Origin of the sequence: Catenovulum sediminis, from assembly GCF_007289895.1 — a bacterium.
Classification (GTDB): domain Bacteria; phylum Pseudomonadota; class Gammaproteobacteria; order Enterobacterales; family Alteromonadaceae; genus Catenovulum; species Catenovulum sediminis.
In genome coordinates this window covers 2,148,663-2,165,364 of the sequence record NZ_CP041660.1, presented here as the reverse complement: position 1 = coordinate 2,165,364, position 16,702 = coordinate 2,148,663, and the positions used below count along the sequence as shown (strand labels likewise).

Annotated in this window: 11 protein-coding genes, 3 tRNA genes and 1 pseudogene; all 15 read right to left on the bottom strand. The window is 42.5% G+C overall.

Translation table 11 applies throughout. The features are described from left to right. Window positions 1-14: 14 nt before the first annotated feature. A pseudogene (fusA, locus tag FNT16_RS08850) lies at window positions 15-2,113 on the bottom strand (elongation factor G). Window positions 2,114-2,137: 24 nt separating this feature from the next. Continuing rightward, a complete protein-coding gene (rpsG, locus tag FNT16_RS08845; protein WP_143871250.1) occupies window positions 2,138-2,608 on the bottom strand; it encodes a 30S ribosomal protein S7 in 471 nt (156 codons plus the stop codon). Between the two features lie 77 nt (window positions 2,609-2,685). After that, a complete protein-coding gene (rpsL, locus tag FNT16_RS08840) occupies window positions 2,686-3,060 on the bottom strand; it encodes a 30S ribosomal protein S12 (RefSeq protein WP_143871249.1) in 375 nt (124 codons plus the stop codon). Window positions 3,061-3,211: 151 nt separating this feature from the next. Then, window positions 3,212-7,432, bottom strand: a complete 4,221-nt coding sequence (rpoC, locus tag FNT16_RS08835; RefSeq protein ID WP_143871248.1) for a DNA-directed RNA polymerase subunit beta' — start codon at window positions 7,430-7,432, stop codon at window positions 3,212-3,214. A gap of 79 nt (window positions 7,433-7,511) precedes the next feature. Next, window positions 7,512-11,540, bottom strand: coding sequence for a DNA-directed RNA polymerase subunit beta (gene rpoB / locus FNT16_RS08830; RefSeq protein ID WP_143871247.1), 4,029 nt, complete (start codon window positions 11,538-11,540; stop codon window positions 7,512-7,514). Window positions 11,541-11,716: 176 nt separating this feature from the next. After that, window positions 11,717-12,085 (bottom strand): 50S ribosomal protein L7/L12, encoded by a 369-nt coding sequence (gene rplL, locus FNT16_RS08825; protein ID WP_143871246.1) that lies wholly within the window; start codon window positions 12,083-12,085, stop codon window positions 11,717-11,719. 60 nt (window positions 12,086-12,145) lie between these two features. Continuing rightward, on the bottom strand, window positions 12,146-12,640 hold the full coding sequence (rplJ, locus tag FNT16_RS08820; RefSeq protein WP_143871245.1) for a 50S ribosomal protein L10: 495 nt from the start codon (window positions 12,638-12,640) through the stop codon (window positions 12,146-12,148). Between the two features lie 267 nt (window positions 12,641-12,907). Beyond that, on the bottom strand, window positions 12,908-13,612 hold the full coding sequence (rplA, locus tag FNT16_RS08815) for a 50S ribosomal protein L1 (RefSeq protein ID WP_143871244.1): 705 nt from the start codon (window positions 13,610-13,612) through the stop codon (window positions 12,908-12,910). Window positions 13,613-13,615: 3 nt separating this feature from the next. Beyond that, entirely contained in the window at window positions 13,616-14,044 is a 429-nt protein-coding gene (gene rplK, locus FNT16_RS08810) for a 50S ribosomal protein L11 (protein WP_143871243.1), read from the bottom strand. 102 nt (window positions 14,045-14,146) lie between these two features. Beyond that, the gene (gene nusG / locus FNT16_RS08805; protein ID WP_143871242.1) at window positions 14,147-14,689 is read right to left on the bottom strand and encodes a transcription termination/antitermination protein NusG; all 543 of its coding nucleotides are present in this window, start codon (window positions 14,687-14,689) and stop codon (window positions 14,147-14,149) included. A 3-nt stretch (window positions 14,690-14,692) separates the two neighbouring features. Continuing rightward, on the bottom strand, window positions 14,693-15,073 hold the full coding sequence (gene secE, locus FNT16_RS08800; protein ID WP_143871241.1) for a preprotein translocase subunit SecE: 381 nt from the start codon (window positions 15,071-15,073) through the stop codon (window positions 14,693-14,695). 62 nt (window positions 15,074-15,135) lie between these two features. Then, window positions 15,136-15,212 (bottom strand) — tRNA-Trp (locus FNT16_RS08795). A gap of 61 nt (window positions 15,213-15,273) precedes the next feature. Further along, window positions 15,274-16,458, bottom strand: a complete 1,185-nt coding sequence (tuf, locus tag FNT16_RS08790; RefSeq protein WP_143871240.1) for an elongation factor Tu — start codon at window positions 16,456-16,458, stop codon at window positions 15,274-15,276. Between the two features lie 87 nt (window positions 16,459-16,545). Then, window positions 16,546-16,621, bottom strand: a tRNA-Thr gene (locus tag FNT16_RS08785). Between the two features lie 5 nt (window positions 16,622-16,626). Beyond that, a tRNA-Gly gene (locus tag FNT16_RS08780) sits at window positions 16,627-16,701 on the bottom strand. Between the last annotated feature and the right edge of the window lies 1 nt (window position 16,702).

Here is a 16,702-nt window from a genome sequence, read left to right as displayed (position 1 = left end):
ACCAATCCTAACAATTAAGATTTACGTGATTCAATTACTTGATCTGTGATATTTTTTGGAGCTTCTGCATATGCGTCAAACTCCATCGAGTAAGATGCTCGGCCTTGTGTTTGTGAACGCAAATCTGTTGCATAACCAAACATTTCAGCCAACGGCACTTTCGCTCGAACAATTTTAATACCGCCAGGTCCATCTTCCATCCCGTCAATAATACCACGACGACGGTTCAGGTCACCCACAACATCCCCCATAAAATCTTCTGGAGTTGTTATTTCTACCTTCATGGTAGGCTCAAGCAATACAGGATTTGCTAGGTTACAACCTTTCTTGAAGCCCATAGACCCAGCAATTTTAAACGCCATTTCGTTAGAGTCAACATCATGGTATGAACCATCGTATAATGTGACTTTCACGTCAAGCACAGGATAACCCGCAAGAACACCTGATTTCATTTGTTCTTGGATACCCTTATCAACAGCCGGAATGTATTCTTTCGGAACAACACCACCTACGATTTCATTGACGAACTCGTAACCAGCACCTTCTTCCTGAGGTTGGATCTTCAACCATACATGACCGTATTGACCACGACCACCTGATTGACGGACGAATTTACCTTCAACTTCAACCGCACTACGAATAGTCTCACGGTAAGCAACTTGAGGTTTACCAACGTTCGCTTCAACATTAAATTCACGGCGCATACGATCAACAATGATATCAAGGTGAAGTTCACCCATACCAGATATGATAGTTTGGCCAGTTTCTTCATCTGTTTCAACTCGGAAAGATGGATCTTCTGCTGCCAATTTGCCTAAAGCAACACCCATTTTTTCTTGGTCTGCTTTAGTTCTTGGTTCTACTGCAACGGAAATAACCGGCTCTGGAAACTCCATGCGCTCTAATGTAATCACATGATTTGGATCACATAAGGTGTCGCCTGTTGTTACATCTTTTAAGCCGATTGCTGCTGCAATATCACCAGCTCGAACTTCTTTAATTTCTTCGCGCTTGCTAGAATGCATCTGAACAATACGACCGAAACGCTCTTTCTTAGATTTAACCGGGTTATAAACGGCATCGCCTGAATTTACAACACCAGAATAAACTCTAAAGAAAGTCAAAGTTCCAACGAATGGGTCGGTTGCGATTTTAAATGCCAATGCTGAAAACGGTTCGCTATCATCTGCATGACGCTCACCTTCACTTTCATCTTCTTTGATGCCCTTTATTGCAGGAACATCAATTGGCGCTGGCATATATTCTATAACCGCATCCAATACGGCTTGCACACCTTTATTTTTAAAAGCTGAGCCTGCTGTACATAGTACTATTTCGTTGTTTAAAGTCCGGGTACGCAATGCGCTTTTGATCTCAGCCTCAGTTAACTCTTCCCCTCTAAATACTTATTCATTAAGTCTTCAGAAGCTTCAGCAGCTGCTTCAATCATTTTCTCGCGCCACGTTTCACATTCATCAACCATATCCTCAGGGATATCTTCGTAGGTGAATGTCATACCCTTATCTTCTTGATTCCAGTTGATATACTTCATTTTAATCAGGTCGATAACACCTGAGAAGTTTTCTTCAGCGCCGACTGGCAACTGAATGGGTACTGGAACTGCGTTTAGTCTTTTTTCAATTTGTCTAACAACCGCTAAAAAATCTGCACCGGCTCGGTCCATTTTGTTAACAAATACCATGCGTGGAACATGGTATTTGTCTGCTTGGCGCCATACGGTTTCAGATTGCGGCTGTACACCAGATGAAGCACAGAAAACAACTACTGCACCATCTAATACCCGCAACGAACGCTCAACTTCAATCGTGAAATCAACGTGCCCTGGGGTATCTATGATGTTGACGCGGTGCTCTTCAAACTGCGCATCCATACCACGCCAAAACGTGGTAGTCGCTGCAGATGTGATTGTGATACCGCGTTCTTGCTCTTGCTCCATCCAGTCCATGGTTGCAGCGCCATCGTGAACCTCACCAATCTTGTGAGACAAACCGGTATAAAAAAGTACACGCTCAGTGGTGGTAGTTTTACCAGCATCAACGTGTGCACATATACCAATATTCCGATAACGCTCTATAGGGGTTTTACGAGCCACAATAAGTATCCTCTGTAGTTAGGATTACCAACGATAATGCGCGAACGCTTTGTTGGCTTCTGCCATACGGTGAACATCTTCACGCTTCTTAACAGCAGTTCCTTTGTTTTCAGATGCGTCTAATATTTCAGCGGCCAGACGCTGGGCCATGGATTTTTCACCACGCTTACGAGCAGCTTCAACCAACCAACGCATACCTAACGTATTACGACGTACAGGACGAACTTCTACTGGTACTTGATAAGTAGAACCACCAACACGACGAGATTTAACCTCGACAGCTGGGCGTACGTTGTCTAATGCAGCTTCGAATACATCTAAATGCTCTTTGCTTGCTTTATCAGCTGCTAAGTCTAATGCACCGTATACGATTTTTTCTGCGGTTGATTTCTTGCCGTCTAGCATAACGACATTAACGAATTTTGCTAATAGTTCACTATGGAACTTCGGATCTGGTAGGATTTTACGTTGACCTACAACTCTTCTTCTTGGCATTTTATGACTCCAATTTTTTCAGGGAATACCCAAAACTAATAATTTACTTGCTTGGCCTTACTCTTATCGGAGAACCGTTAAGCCTTAGGTCTCTTAGCACCGTATTTAGAACGGCCTTGTTTACGCTTAGCAACACCTGCACAGTCCAAAGAACCGCGAACAGTGTGATAACGCACACCTGGTAAATCTTTAACACGACCACCACGAATAAGAACAACACTGTGCTCTTGTAGGTTATGGCCTTCACCACCGATATATGAAGTTACTTCAAAACCGTTGGTTAAACGAACACGACAAACTTTACGTAATGCAGAGTTTGGTTTTTTTGGTGTAGTAGTATAAACACGAGTACATACACCACGGCGCTGTGGGCAAGCTTCTAATGCAGGAACGTTACTTTTTTCGATCTGCTTTACACGAGGCTTACGCACGAGCTGGTTAATAGTTGCCATTAACTGCTCCTAATTTTTTAGCGTTAAAATGAAAAATCCGCGCCTCTATTACTAGAGGCCGCGGAATTTTAATGGTCAAGGAATGAACTGTCAATGAAAACACATACCAATAGTCATATTCTCTACGATATGTGTATTTCTTTAAGACAATTTACTCACTATCATTGTTAAAATCAGCATTTAGTGCATCTGTCAATGCGCGTTCTGCTTCATCTGCCGTGACTGAAGAATCAGCTACAGGCTGTAATGGACTGTTACGTTTTGCTTGGCGTTTTTGATGATAAGCAAAACCAGTACCCGCCGGAATCAATCGGCCAACAATTACGTTTTCTTTAAGACCACGTAAATCGTCGTTTTTACCACTAACCGCAGCTTCAGTTAATACTCGAGTTGTTTCCTGGAATGAAGCAGCTGAAATAAATGACTCAGTCGACAACGAAGCTTTAGTAATACCTAACAATAAGTATTCATAAGATGCTGGTTGTTTATCTTGAGCTTCTAGTTCACGGTTAGCAATATTAACCGCCGCTACTTCAGCCGTTTCACCCTCTAAGAATTGAGTGTCACCTGCTGATTTGATTTCGCACTTACGTAACATTTGGCGAACGATAACTTCAATATGCTTATCGTTAATTTTTACACCTTGTAGACGGTAAACTTCCTGTACTTCGTTTACGATGTAATTACAAACATCTTGGATGCCACGTAATCTTAAAATGTCGTGCGGTGATTCAGGACCATCAGCGATAACCTCACCTTTTTCAACCTGCTCACCTTCAAACACGTTTAATTGACGCCATTTAGGGATCATTTCTTCGTGTTGCACGCCATTATCCGTTGAGATAATTAAACGACGCTTACCTTTAGTTTCTTTACCGAAGCTCACTGTGCCTGAAATCTCAGCTAGGATAGCTGGATCTTTCGGTTTTCGTGCTTCAAATAAGTCAGCAACTCGAGGTAGACCACCCGTGATGTCACGTGTTTTTGAACTTTCTTGTGGGATACGAGCGATTGCATCACCACTGTGTACAATTGCGCCATCTTCTAAGTTAACTAACGCACTACCCGGTAAGAAATACTGCGCTGGCATGTCTGTGCCACCCATGTTAACCGCTTGGCCTTTTTCATCTACCAAACGAATTGCAGGACGCATTTCTTTACCTGAACCAGTACGATCTTTCGGATCGATTACCACAATGCTAGACAAACCAGTTAATTCATCTGTTTGACGCGTAATAGTGACACCGTCAACCATATCGTGGAATTGAACCTGACCCGCAACTTCAGTAATAATTGGGTGCGTATGCGGATCCCAAGTCGCGATCGTTTCACCAGCCGTAACAGCACTGCCATCTGCTTTAGTCAGGGTTGCACCGTAAGGGATTTTATAACGTTCTTTCTGACGGCCTTGTTCATCAATAACCGTTAATTCACTCGAACGAGAAGTGATAACCAATTCACCGTTAGAGTTAGTTACGTGTTTCGCTTTACTCAGCTTAACTGAACCGTCTGTCTTAACTCGAATACTGTTTTCTGCAGACGCTCGAGATGCCGCACCACCGATGTGGAACGTACGCATGGTAAGCTGTGTACCCGGTTCACCAATTGACTGCGCAGCAATAACCCCAACAGATTCGCCTTGGTTAATTAAATGGCCACGAGCCAAGTCACGACCGTAACACTTGCCACAAACACCATAGTCATTATCACAGGTGATAACAGAGCGTACTTTTACTTCATCAATTGAGTTAGCTTCTAATAAATCACACAAGCCTTCATCAATCATGACATTACGTTCGATTAAAACGTCTTGTCCGTTGGGCGCCATTACATCTTCAGCAACAACACGACCTAACACACGCTCACGAAGTGGTTCAACAACATCACCGCCTTCGATTAATGGACGCATCCAAGTACCATTTTCAGTACCACAGTCAATGCCCATAACAACCATGTCTTGTGCCACGTCGACTAAACGGCGTGTTAAGTAACCAGAGTTAGCCGTTTTAAGTGCAGTATCGGCCAAACCTTTACGCGCACCGTGCGTCGAGATAAAGTACTGAAGTACGTTCAAACCTTCGCGGAAGTTCGCAATAATAGGCGTTTCGATGATTGAACCATCTGGTTTAGCCATCAGACCACGCATACCCGCTAGCTGACGAATCTGAGCAGGGCTACCACGAGCACCAGAGTCAGCCATCATATAGATAGAGTTAAAGCTTGCTTGCTCTTCTTGCTCACCTTTGGCATTGGTAACGATGTCTTTTGACAAGTTATCCATCATCGATTTCGCTACGCGCTCGTTAGCAGACGACCAGATATCGATGATTTTGTTATATTTTTCACCAGCAGTTACAAGACCAGATTGGAACTGTTCCTGAATTTCACTAACTTCAACTTCAGCTTCATCAACGATTTCTTTTTTCGCATCTGGAATAACCATGTCGTTAATACCAACAGATACACCTGAAAGCATCGCGAAATGGAAACCTGTATACATAATCTGGTCAGCGAAGATAACAGTGTCTTTCAAACCTAGATTACGATATGAAGTATTTAACAAACGTGAAATTTGCTTTTTACCCATTGGCTGGTTGATAGTGTCAAATGGCATACCTTTAGGCAATATCAATGACAAAATCGCACGACCTGCTGTTGTATCCACAATAGAGGTCGACTTAACTTCTTCTCCATTCTCGTCCGTCGCGTATTCTGTAATACGTACTTTGACGCGCGAGTGAAGTTCAACACAACCGGTGCGGTAAGCTTTTTCAGCTTCTTTCGGGTCTTTAAAGACCGCGCCTTCGCCTTTACCGTTCACTTTATCACGCGTCATGTAGTACAAACCAAGTACAACGTCTTGTGATGGTACGATAATAGGCTCACCATTTGCAGGTGATAATATGTTGTTCGTAGACATCATTAACGCACGCGCTTCTAACTGCGCTTCTAACGTCAATGGTACGTGAACAGCCATTTGGTCACCGTCAAAGTCAGCGTTGTATGCCGCACAAACTAACGGGTGCAAATGAATTGCTTTACCTTCAATCAGAACAGGTTCAAACGCTTGAATACCCAATCTGTGGAGGGTTGGCGCACGGTTAAGTAGTACGGGGTGTTCACGAATTACTTCATCTAATACATCCCAAACTTCCGGTGCTTCACGCTCTACTAATTTTTTAGCCGCTTTAATCGTAGTCGCTAAACCACGCAGTTCTAATTTACCGTAAATAAATGGTTTGAATAATTCCAAAGCCATTTTCTTCGGTAAACCACACTGATGCAAACGCAACGTTGGGCCTACTGTAATTACAGAACGACCAGAATAGTCAACACGCTTACCTAACAAGTTTTGACGGAAACGACCTTGTTTACCTTTGATCATGTCTGCCAAAGATTTCAATGGACGTTTGTTAGAACCGGTAATAGCACGACCGCGACGACCATTATCTAACAATGCATCAACAGCTTCTTGCAACATACGTTTTTCGTTACGTACGATAATATCTGGCGCTGCAAGATCTAATAAGCGCTTTAAGCGGTTGTTACGGTTGATAACACGGCGATATAAATCGTTCAAATCTGAAGTTGCAAAACGGCCACCATCCAAAGGTACTAATGGACGTAAATCAGGTGGCAATACTGGAAGTACAGTCATGATCATCCAAATAGGATCATTACCTGACTGGTGGAAAGCTTCCATTAACTTCAGACGTTTAGTGATTTTTTTACGTTTAGTTTCAGAGTTAGTTTCTGGTAACTCTTCACGCATTTCTTTGATTTGCTGTTCCAAATCAATGTGGCGTAATAAATCTAAGACAGCTTCAGCACCCATCTTAGCTTCAAATTCATCGCCATACTCTTCTAATGCGTCTAAATAATCTTCTTCGTTTAATAACTGGCTTCTTTCAAGAGAAGTCATGCCAGGCTCAGTCACAACGAATGATTCAAAATATAAAACACGTTCGATATCACGTAAAGTCATATCCAACATTAAACCGATACGTGACGGTAACGATTTTAAGAACCAAATATGGGCAACCGGGCTGGCTAATTCAATGTGACCCATGCGCTCACGACGCACTTTAGTCAATGTAACTTCAACGCCACATTTTTCACAGATTACACCACGGTGCTTAAGACGCTTGTATTTGCCACACAAACATTCGTAGTCCTTTACCGGACCAAATATTCTTGCGCAGAATAAGCCGTCTCTTTCAGGTTTGAAAGTACGGTAATTAATTGTCTCTGGTTTTTTAACTTCACCAAAAGACCAAGAACGGATCATATCCGGTGACGCAAGGCCAATTCGAATACTGTCAAATTCTTCTGTTTTATTCTGCTGCTTGAGAAACTTCAGTAAGTCTTTCACGCTGATTCTCCACTCGGAGTTAAAATCCTAAGCCGCAGTTTGAATGCTCGCACTGCGGCTCTCGCCTAGCCGTTGAAGCTTATTCTTCTTCCAACTCGATATTGATACCCAATGAACGGATTTCTTTCAACAATACGTTGAAAGATTCAGGCATTCCAGGTTCCATCTTATGATTGCCATCAACAATATTCTTATACATCTTAGTACGGCCGTTTACATCATCTGACTTCACAGTCAGCATTTCTTGTAAGGTATATGATGCACCATATGCTTCTAGTGCCCATACTTCCATCTCACCGAATCTCTGACCACCAAATTGAGCTTTACCACCCAATGGTTGCTGAGTAACTAAGCTATACGAGCCAGTTGAACGCGCATGCATTTTATCATCAACCAAGTGATTCAATTTCAGCATGTACATGTAACCAACTGTTACTTTACGTTCAAACGGGTTACCCGTTCGGCCATCAATTAATTGAATTTGACCATCATCTGGTAAACCGGCAAGTGTAAGCAATTCTTTAATTTCAGGCTCTTTCGCACCGTCAAATACTGGCGTTGCAATTGGTAAACCAGCTTTCAGATGCTCTGCCAAACGACGCACTTCATCATCGCTGAAACTTGCAATGTCAACTTGTTGGCTGTTATCACCCACGTTATAAACTTCTTGCAAGTAATTACGCAATTCGTGAAGTTCACGCTGCTCGGCTAACATTTCATTGATACGTTTACCAATACCACGTGCTGCCGCACCCATATGGGTTTCTAAGATCTGCCCCACGTTCATACGTGAAGGTACACCCAACGGGTTAAGTACGATATCGACAGGCTCACCTGTTTCGTCGTATGGCATATCTTCTACTGGTAAGATTGTTGAGATAACACCTTTGTTACCGTGACGACCCGCCATCTTATCACCAGATTGAATCTGGCGCTTAACAGCAAGGTACACTTTAACAATTTTCAATACGCCTGGTGCTAAATCATCACCCTGCGTAATCTTACGGCGTTTAACTTCTAACTTCTTATCAAATTCTGCGCGTGTTTCTTCGTAATGTTCTGCAATAGTTTCTAACTCAGCCTGCAAGTTTTCATCACTTAAGTTTTGCTTAAACCATTTCACTCGGTCCATAGAGTCTAAAATGGATTCAGCAACACCAGCACGAATTAACAAGTTACGAGCTGTCGCAAAAATATCATCTTCCAAAATCTGCATTTCAGTACCAAGGTCTTTTTTAACCTCTTTGATCTGCATTTGTTCGATTTCTTTAGCTCGTTGATCTTTTTCAACACCATCGCGGGTGAAAACCTGAACATCGATGATAGTACCACTGACACTATTTGGTACACGTAAAGAGCTATCTTTAACGTCAGATGCCTTTTCGCCGAAAATGGCTCTTAGTAATTTTTCTTCTGGTGTGAGTTGTGTTTCGCCTTTAGGCGTCACTTTACCAACTAATATATCGCCGCCTTTAACTTCAGCACCAATATAAACAACACCAGATTCATCTAACTTAGATAACGCAGATTCACCTACATTAGGAATATCAGAAGTAATTTCTTCTGGACCTAATTTAGTATCACGCGCAATACAACTTAATTCTTGAATGTGAATCGTTGTTAACCGGTCTTCCTGAACAACACGTTCTGAAACAAGGATTGAATCCTCAAAGTTATAACCATTCCAAGGCATGAACGCGATACGCATGTTCTGACCAAGTGCTAACTCACCTAAATCAGTTGATGGACCATCAGCCAAGACATCACCACGAACCACTGGAATTCCCGGCTCAACAGTTGGTTTCTGGTTGATACAGGTATTTTGGTTAGAACGCGTATATTTGGTTAAGTTATAAATATCAATACCCGCTTCACCAGGTACTGTTTCTGATTCATTGACTTTAACAACAATTCGGCTGGCATCAACATAGTCGATAACACCACCGCGTTTTGCAACAACAGTTACACCTGAGTCGATGGCAACGGTTTTCTCAACACCCGTACCCACCAAAGGCTTATCCGCTTTTAATGTTGGTACAGCTTGGCGTTGCATGTTTGAACCCATTAATGCACGGTTAGCATCATCGTGTTCAAGGAATGGAATCAAAGACGCTGCAACAGATACGATCTGTTGAGGAGATACATCCATTAATTGAACTTCTTCAGAGTTCATTAAAGTAAATTCGTTTTTATAACGACAGTTAACCAATTCATCGGTTAAGCGACCTGACTCATCTGTCGCAGCACTTGCCTGTGCGATAACAAAGTTACCTTCTTCGATTGCAGATAGATATTCAATTTCGTCTGTTACCTGACCATCGATAACTTTGCGATAAGGCGTCTCTAAGAAACCAAAATCATTGGTTCGTGCATAACTCGCCAACGAGTTAATCAAACCGATGTTTGGACCTTCAGGCGTTTCAATTGGACACAAACGACCATAGTGAGTTGGGTGGACGTCTCGAACCTCGAAACCTGCACGTTCACGTGTTAAACCACCCGGACCTAATGCAGAAATACGACGTTTGTGCGTCACTTCAGACAATGGATTGTTTTGGTCCATAAACTGAGATAACTGACTAGAGCCAAAGTATTCTTTAACGGCTGCTGAAATAGGCTTCGCGTTGATTAAATCTTGAGGCGTTAAACTCTCTAGATCACCTAAACTCAAACGCTCTTTAACTGCACGTTCGACACGTACTAAACCAACGCGGAATTGGTTTTCAGCCATTTCACCGACGCTTCGAATACGACGGTTACCTAAGTGGTCGATGTCATCCACTTCACCTTTACCGTCACGAATGTCGATAAGGGTTTTCATGACATCAATAATGTCTTGATTTGATAATGTACCTTCGCCTACCAACTCTTCACGTTGGACGCGACGGTTAAATTTCATACGACCTACACTAGATAAGTCATATCTTTCATCATTAAAGAATAAATTCTCGAATAACCCTTCCGCAGCTTCACGAGTAGGTGGCTCGCCAGGACGCATCATACGATAAATTTCGACTAACGCTTCGATTCGGTTTGTTGTTGAATCAACGCGTAGCGTTTCTGACATATATGCACCGTGATCCAAGTCATTGATATATAGTGTATCAATAGACTTGTGACCGGCTTTACTTAATTCAGCTAGTAATTCTAAAGTTAATTCAGAATTCGCTTCGGCAATCACTTCACCGGTAGACTCATCGACATAAGTTTGCTTTAAAATTTTGCCAATTAAGTATTCAACCGGAACTTCTAATTCAGTAATGTTAGCTTTGGCTAACTGACGAATATGCCGCGCAGTAATACGGCGGCCTTGTTCTACTAACACATCACCATCAGCAGACATAATGTCAAATGCGGCTGTCTCACCTAATAATCGCTCAGGGACTAACTGCATGGTACAACTGCTGTCTTTAATTTCAAAAACAACAGATTCGAAGAAGATGTCTAGAATTTGTTCAGTGGTGTAATCTAATGCACGTAAGATGATTGATGCAGGTAATTTTCTGCGACGGTCAATACGTACAAATAAATTGTCTTTAGGGTCGAATTCGAAATCCAACCAAGAACCACGGTAAGGAATGACACGGGCATTGTATAAAACTTTACCTGATGAGTGCGTTTTACCTTTATCGTGATCGAAAAATACACCTGGAGAACGATGTAACTGAGAAACAATTACACGCTCAGTACCATTGATAACAAAGGTACCATTTTCAGTCATGAGTGGTATTTCACCCATGTAAACTTCTTGTTCTTTGATGTCTTTAATTGTGCCAGCTGGAGCTTCTTTATCATACAGCACAAGTCTGAGTTTAACTCGCAGTGGTGCAGAATAGGTTACCCCTCTGACTTGACATTCTTTAACATCAAATACGGGCTCGCCCAAGTGGTAGCTGACATATTGGAGTTCGGCGCTACCTGAATAGCTAACAATTGGGAATACAGAACGGAAAGCGGCTTCCAGACCGTATTGACCATCAGGATCTACATCAATGAATTTTCGGAAAGAGTCTAACTGGATGGAAAGTAAGTAGGGTACATCCAGAACCTGCGGACGCTTACCAAAATCCTTACGAATGCGTTTCTTTTCGGTATAAGAATAAGCCATGGGGTTCCTCAGCTTGCTGATTCAAAGATCACACAATCACATAGCGTTTGTTACGATCTGCAATCATTATCGACTTTTTGAGCTTATTTAGCACAAAGCTCTATAGCGCAAAAAGGCCGGCACTTTAACAGCACCAGCCCTCGCCTGTTACGGCTAATAAACTGTTAACAAACAGCTTATTTAACTTCAACTTCAGCACCAGCTTCTTCAAGTGCTTTCTTAAGTTCTTCTGCTTCTTCTTTAGAAGCAGCTTCTTTGATTGGAGCAGGAGCGCCGTCAACCAAAGCTTTAGCTTCTTTAAGGCCAAGACCTGTAGCACTACGAACTGCTTTGATAGTAGCAACTTTGTTACCGCCAGCAGCTTTAAGAATTACGTCGAATTCTGTTTGCTCTTCAGCAGCTTCACCAGCGCCAGCAGGACCTGCAACTACAGCTGCAGCTGCAGAAACGCCGAATTTTTCTTCCATAGCAGAAACTAGTTCTACAACATCCATAACAGACATTTCTGCGATGGCATCGATGATTTGGTCTTTAGTAATAGACATGACTCTAATCCTAATAAAATAATTTTAACTAATGAATAAATTAAGCGACAGCTAGATAAATTAAGCTGCTGCTTCTTCTTTCTGATCGCGAATAGCTGCAATAGTACGAACAAGTTTGCCAGCAGCTGCTTCTTTCATGCAGCTCATTAACTTCGCCAAACCTTCTTCGTATGTTGGTAATGAAGCCAAAACTTCAACATCCGCAACTGCACCTTCAAACGCAGCACCTTTGATTTCAAACGCTTTGTTAGATTTTGAAAAATCTTTCAAAATTCGAGCTGCAGCACCTGGGTGCTCGTTCGAAAACGCAATCAAAGTTGGACCAACGAATAACTCAGTTAAGCATTCGTAGTCAGTACCTTCTACCGCGCGACGTGCTAATGTATTACGTACAACTTGTAGTTGAACGCCTGCTTCACGCGCTTGTTTACGCAATGAAGTCATATCAGCAACGGTAACGCCACGAGAGTCGGCTATTACTGCAGAAAGCGCACCTTTGGCAGCTTCGTTGACCTGTGCGACAATTTCTTTCTTGCCTGCGAGTCCTAATGCCATTAGTGTAACTCCTGGATATCCTAGATTTTTCAATCTAGATTTAAATCACCCCAGAAATATTCCTGGGCACGAATTTACGGATTAGGTCCAGAAGAGGATTAAATCTTCGAGGTTCCTTCACCGTCTACGTAGGATAATTAAGTTATTTATCAAGAATTAAACAAATAACCCCTACGGTCTTGGACGTGAGCCATAAAGGCACGACCTTAATTTTGGTGGCGCAGTTTAACTAAACTAGGCCACCAAGTAAAGTTTTTAGTTCAACAATTAAGCAGTTGCTATATCTAGCGTTGCTTGATCAACTTGAACGCCTGCGCCCATAGTGGTCGACAAGCTAACTTTTGCAATGTATTGACCTTTCGCTGAAGAAGGTTTTGCTTTTTTCAAAGCAACCAATAAAGCTTCAAGGTTTTCTTTTAACTGAGCCGCTTCAAAATCCACTTTACCGATAGTCGTGTGGATGATACCGTTTTTATCGTTACGATAACGGATTTGGCCTGCTTTAGCTTGTTTAACAGCGTCAGCAACGTTAGGTGTAACCGTGCCCACTTTAGGGTTTGGCATTAAACCACGTGGACCTAAAATTTGACCTAATTGACCCACAACACGCATCGCGTCTGGAGAAGCAACAACTACGTCAAAGTCCATTTCGCCTTTTTTAACTTGCTCAGCTAAATCTTCCATACCAACGATGTCAGCACCGGCTTCTTTTGCAGCTTCTGCATTAGCGCCTTGAGTGAATACTGCAACACGTACTGTACGACCTGTACCGTGTGGTAAAACAGTTGCACCACGAACGTTTTGGTCTGATTTACGCGCATCAATACCTAAGTTTACTGCAGCGTCTACGCTTTCAACAAACTTAGCAGTTGCTAATTCTTTTAATAATTCAACCGCTTCAGCTACATCATATACTTTTGTAACGTCCACTTTTTCACGGATTAAACGTGCTTTTTTAGTTAATTTAGCCATGGTTTACCCCTCTACATCCAAGCCCATGCTACGAGCAGAACCAGCAATAGTACGGACAGCTGCATCTAAATCAGCAGCAGTTAAATCTGGTTCTTTAGCTTTTGCAATCTCTTCCAACTGAGCACGGGTAACTTTACCCACTTTAGTTGTGTGAGGAGTAGCAGAACCACTTTTGATACCAGCTGCTTTTTTCAATAAGAAAGATGCAGGTGGTGTTTTAGTTTCAAAAGTGAAAGAACGGTCATTATAAACAGTGATCACAACCGGTACTGGTGAACCTTTTTCCACGCTTTCTGTTTTTGCGTTAAACGCTTTACAGAATTCCATGATGTTCACACCTTGTGCACCTAGAGCAGGACCAACTGGTGGACTCGGGTTAGCCATGCCAGCTGCAACTTGCAACTTAACTAAGGCTTGTACTTTTTTAGCCATTTTAATTACCTCATAAATTAGGGTCGAACGCCTAGTAAATGCGAGGACACTTACTCAACGGCTTCCCATACAAAATTAGGGCCGCGGATTATAGATTAATCTTTAAGCCTTTTCAACTTGTGAAAATTCTAATTCGACCGGAGTAGACCGACCGAATATTAAAACTGATACTTTTAAGCGACTTTTTTCATAGTCAACTTCTTCAACCACACCGTTAAAATCAGCAAATGGACCATCACATACCCGAACCACTTCACCGGGTTCGAATAAGGTTTTCGGACGTGGTTTATCATGTGATTCTTGCAGACGGTTTAAGATAGCTTGTGCTTCTTTATCTGAAATTGGCGCCGGTCTATCACTGGTACCACCAATAAAACCTAATACTCTAGGTGTACTTTTTACCAAGTGCCATGATTCGTCATTCATCACCATTTGCACTAGCACATAACCTGGAAAAAATTTTCTTTCGCTTTTACGTTTTTGACCCGCACGCATTTCAACAACTTCTTCAGTTGGCACTAAGATCTCGCCGAAATATTCTTCCATTTGATTTAATGCAATGTGCTCTTTTAACGTAGTTGCCACTCGGCCTTCATAACCAGAGAAAGCTTGTACGACATACCAGCGTAATTTTGCTTCTGACATAACTTATAGCCCCAATCCAGTTAAAAATGATACTGCACGTACCATAATGCCATCTAAGCCCCATAAAATCAGAGACATAATTAATGTCGCTACAAGTACAATTGCTGTTGTACGTAACGCTTCATCACGAGTTGGCCAAATAACTTTACGTACTTCTGTACGAGATTCTTTAGCAAAACTTAACGCGTCTCGTCCTTTAGAGGTCTGAGCCGCAATTAAACCAGCAACCACAACAGCTGCAACCACTGCAATCGCTCGCCAAAGTACAGAGACTTGCTCGGTGTACATATAGTTACCGACTACTGCGGCAGTTAGGATAGCAAAAGTTAATATCCACTTAATGGAATCAAAACTTGATCCTTGATTTTCTGTTTCAACGCTCATACGTAAAAACCTTTTCCGGGTTTACAGACAAAAATGCCCCGCATCTGCGAGGTTACTTATGTTGGCAGGGGCGGAGGGACTCGAACCCCCAACCATCGGTTTTGGAGACCGCTGTTCTACCAATTCGAACTACACCCCTAAACAATTTTTTAAAACACAAAAGCCCCTTAGCGGGGCTTTAGTCGATTATGCGATAATAATTATCGGATAATCTTAGCAACAACACCTGCGCCAACAGTACGACCACCTTCACGGATAGCGAAGCGTAAACCTTCGTCCATCGCGATTGGAGAGATCAATTCTACTGACATTTTGATGTTATCACCAGGCATTACCATTTCTACGCCTTCTGGTAACTCAATTGAACCAGTTACGTCAGTTGTACGGAAATAGAACTGTGGACGGTAGCCTTTGAAGAATGGAGTATGACGACCACCTTCTTCTTTTGACAATACATAAACTTCTGATTCGAAGTTAGTGTGTGGTGTGATTGAACCAGGCTTACATAATACTTGACCACGCTCAACGTCGTCACGCTTAGTACCACGTAATAATGCACCGATGTTCTCACCTGCACGACCTTCGTCTAACAACTTACGGAACATTTCTACACCCGTACAAGTTGTTTTTTGAGTTTCGCGGATACCAACAATTTCGATTTCATCACCTACGTTGATGATACCAGACTCAACACGGCCAGTTACAACTGTACCACGACCTGAGATTGAGAAAACGTCTTCTACAGGCATCAAGAAAGGCTTATCGATATCACGCTCTGGCTCTGGGATATATGTATCTAAAGCTTCACCTAATTCGATGATTTTAGCTTCCCAATCCGCTTCACCTTGTAATGCTTTTAATGCAGAACCTTGGATTAATGGTAAGTCATCACCTGGGAAGTCATATTCAGAAAGAAGTTCACGAACTTCCATTTCTACTAATTCTAACAACTCTTCGTCATCAACCATGTCACACTTGTTCATGAATACGATGATGTAAGGTACACCAACCTGACGTGATAACAAGATGTGCTCACGAGTCTGTGGCATTGGGCCATCAGCAGCACTTACTACTAAGATCGCGCCGTCCATCTGTGCAGCACCCGTGATCATGTTTTTAACATAATCCGCGTGTCCAGGACAGTCTACGTGTGCGTAGTGACGAGTTGGTGTATCATACTCTACGTGAGAAGTATTGATTGTGATACCACGCTCGCGCTCTTCTGGAGCGTTATCGATTGAAGCGAAGTCTTTAGCATCACCACCATATGTTTTTGACAATACAGTTGAAATTGCTGCAGTTAGAGTTGTTTTACCATGGTCAACGTGACCGATTGTGCCAACGTTAACGTGCGGTTTAGTACGTTCAAATTTTGCTTTAGCCACTTTCCAGACCTCAAGTTTTTCAAAATACTCGGTTTTAAAACCAGATTAGATTGCGTTGCAATGCCACGGCAGGAGGATACGTCAGAGTGGTGCTGATACCCAGATTTGAACTGGGGACCTCACCCTTACCAAGGGTGCGCTCTACCGACTGAGCTATATCAGCGAAACTGGAGCGGGCAGCGGGAATCGAACCCGCATCATCAGCTTGGAAGGCTGAGGTAATAGCCATTATACGATGCCCGCT

Coding starts and splice junctions, on each gene's coding strand:
- rplK (WP_143871243.1), bottom strand. CDS start 14,044: ATGGCTAAAAAAGTACAAGCCTTAGTTAAGTTGCAAGTTGCAGCTGGC.
- rplA (WP_143871244.1), bottom strand. CDS start 13,612: ATGGCTAAATTAACTAAAAAAGCACGTTTAATCCGTGAAAAAGTGGAC.
- secE (WP_143871241.1), bottom strand. CDS start 15,073: ATGAGCGTTGAAACAGAAAATCAAGGATCAAGTTTTGATTCCATTAAG.
- rplJ (WP_143871245.1), bottom strand. CDS start 12,640: ATGGCATTAGGACTCGCAGGCAAGAAAGAAATTGTCGCACAGGTCAAC.
- rpsG (WP_143871250.1), bottom strand. CDS start 2,608: ATGCCAAGAAGAAGAGTTGTAGGTCAACGTAAAATCCTACCAGATCCG.
- rplL (WP_143871246.1), bottom strand. CDS start 12,085: ATGTCTATTACTAAAGACCAAATCATCGATGCCATCGCAGAAATGTCT.
- nusG (WP_143871242.1), bottom strand. CDS start 14,689: ATGTCAGAAGCAAAATTACGCTGGTATGTCGTACAAGCTTTCTCTGGT.
- rpoB (WP_143871247.1), bottom strand. CDS start 11,540: ATGGCTTATTCTTATACCGAAAAGAAACGCATTCGTAAGGATTTTGGT.
- rpsL (WP_143871249.1), bottom strand. CDS start 3,060: ATGGCAACTATTAACCAGCTCGTGCGTAAGCCTCGTGTAAAGCAGATC.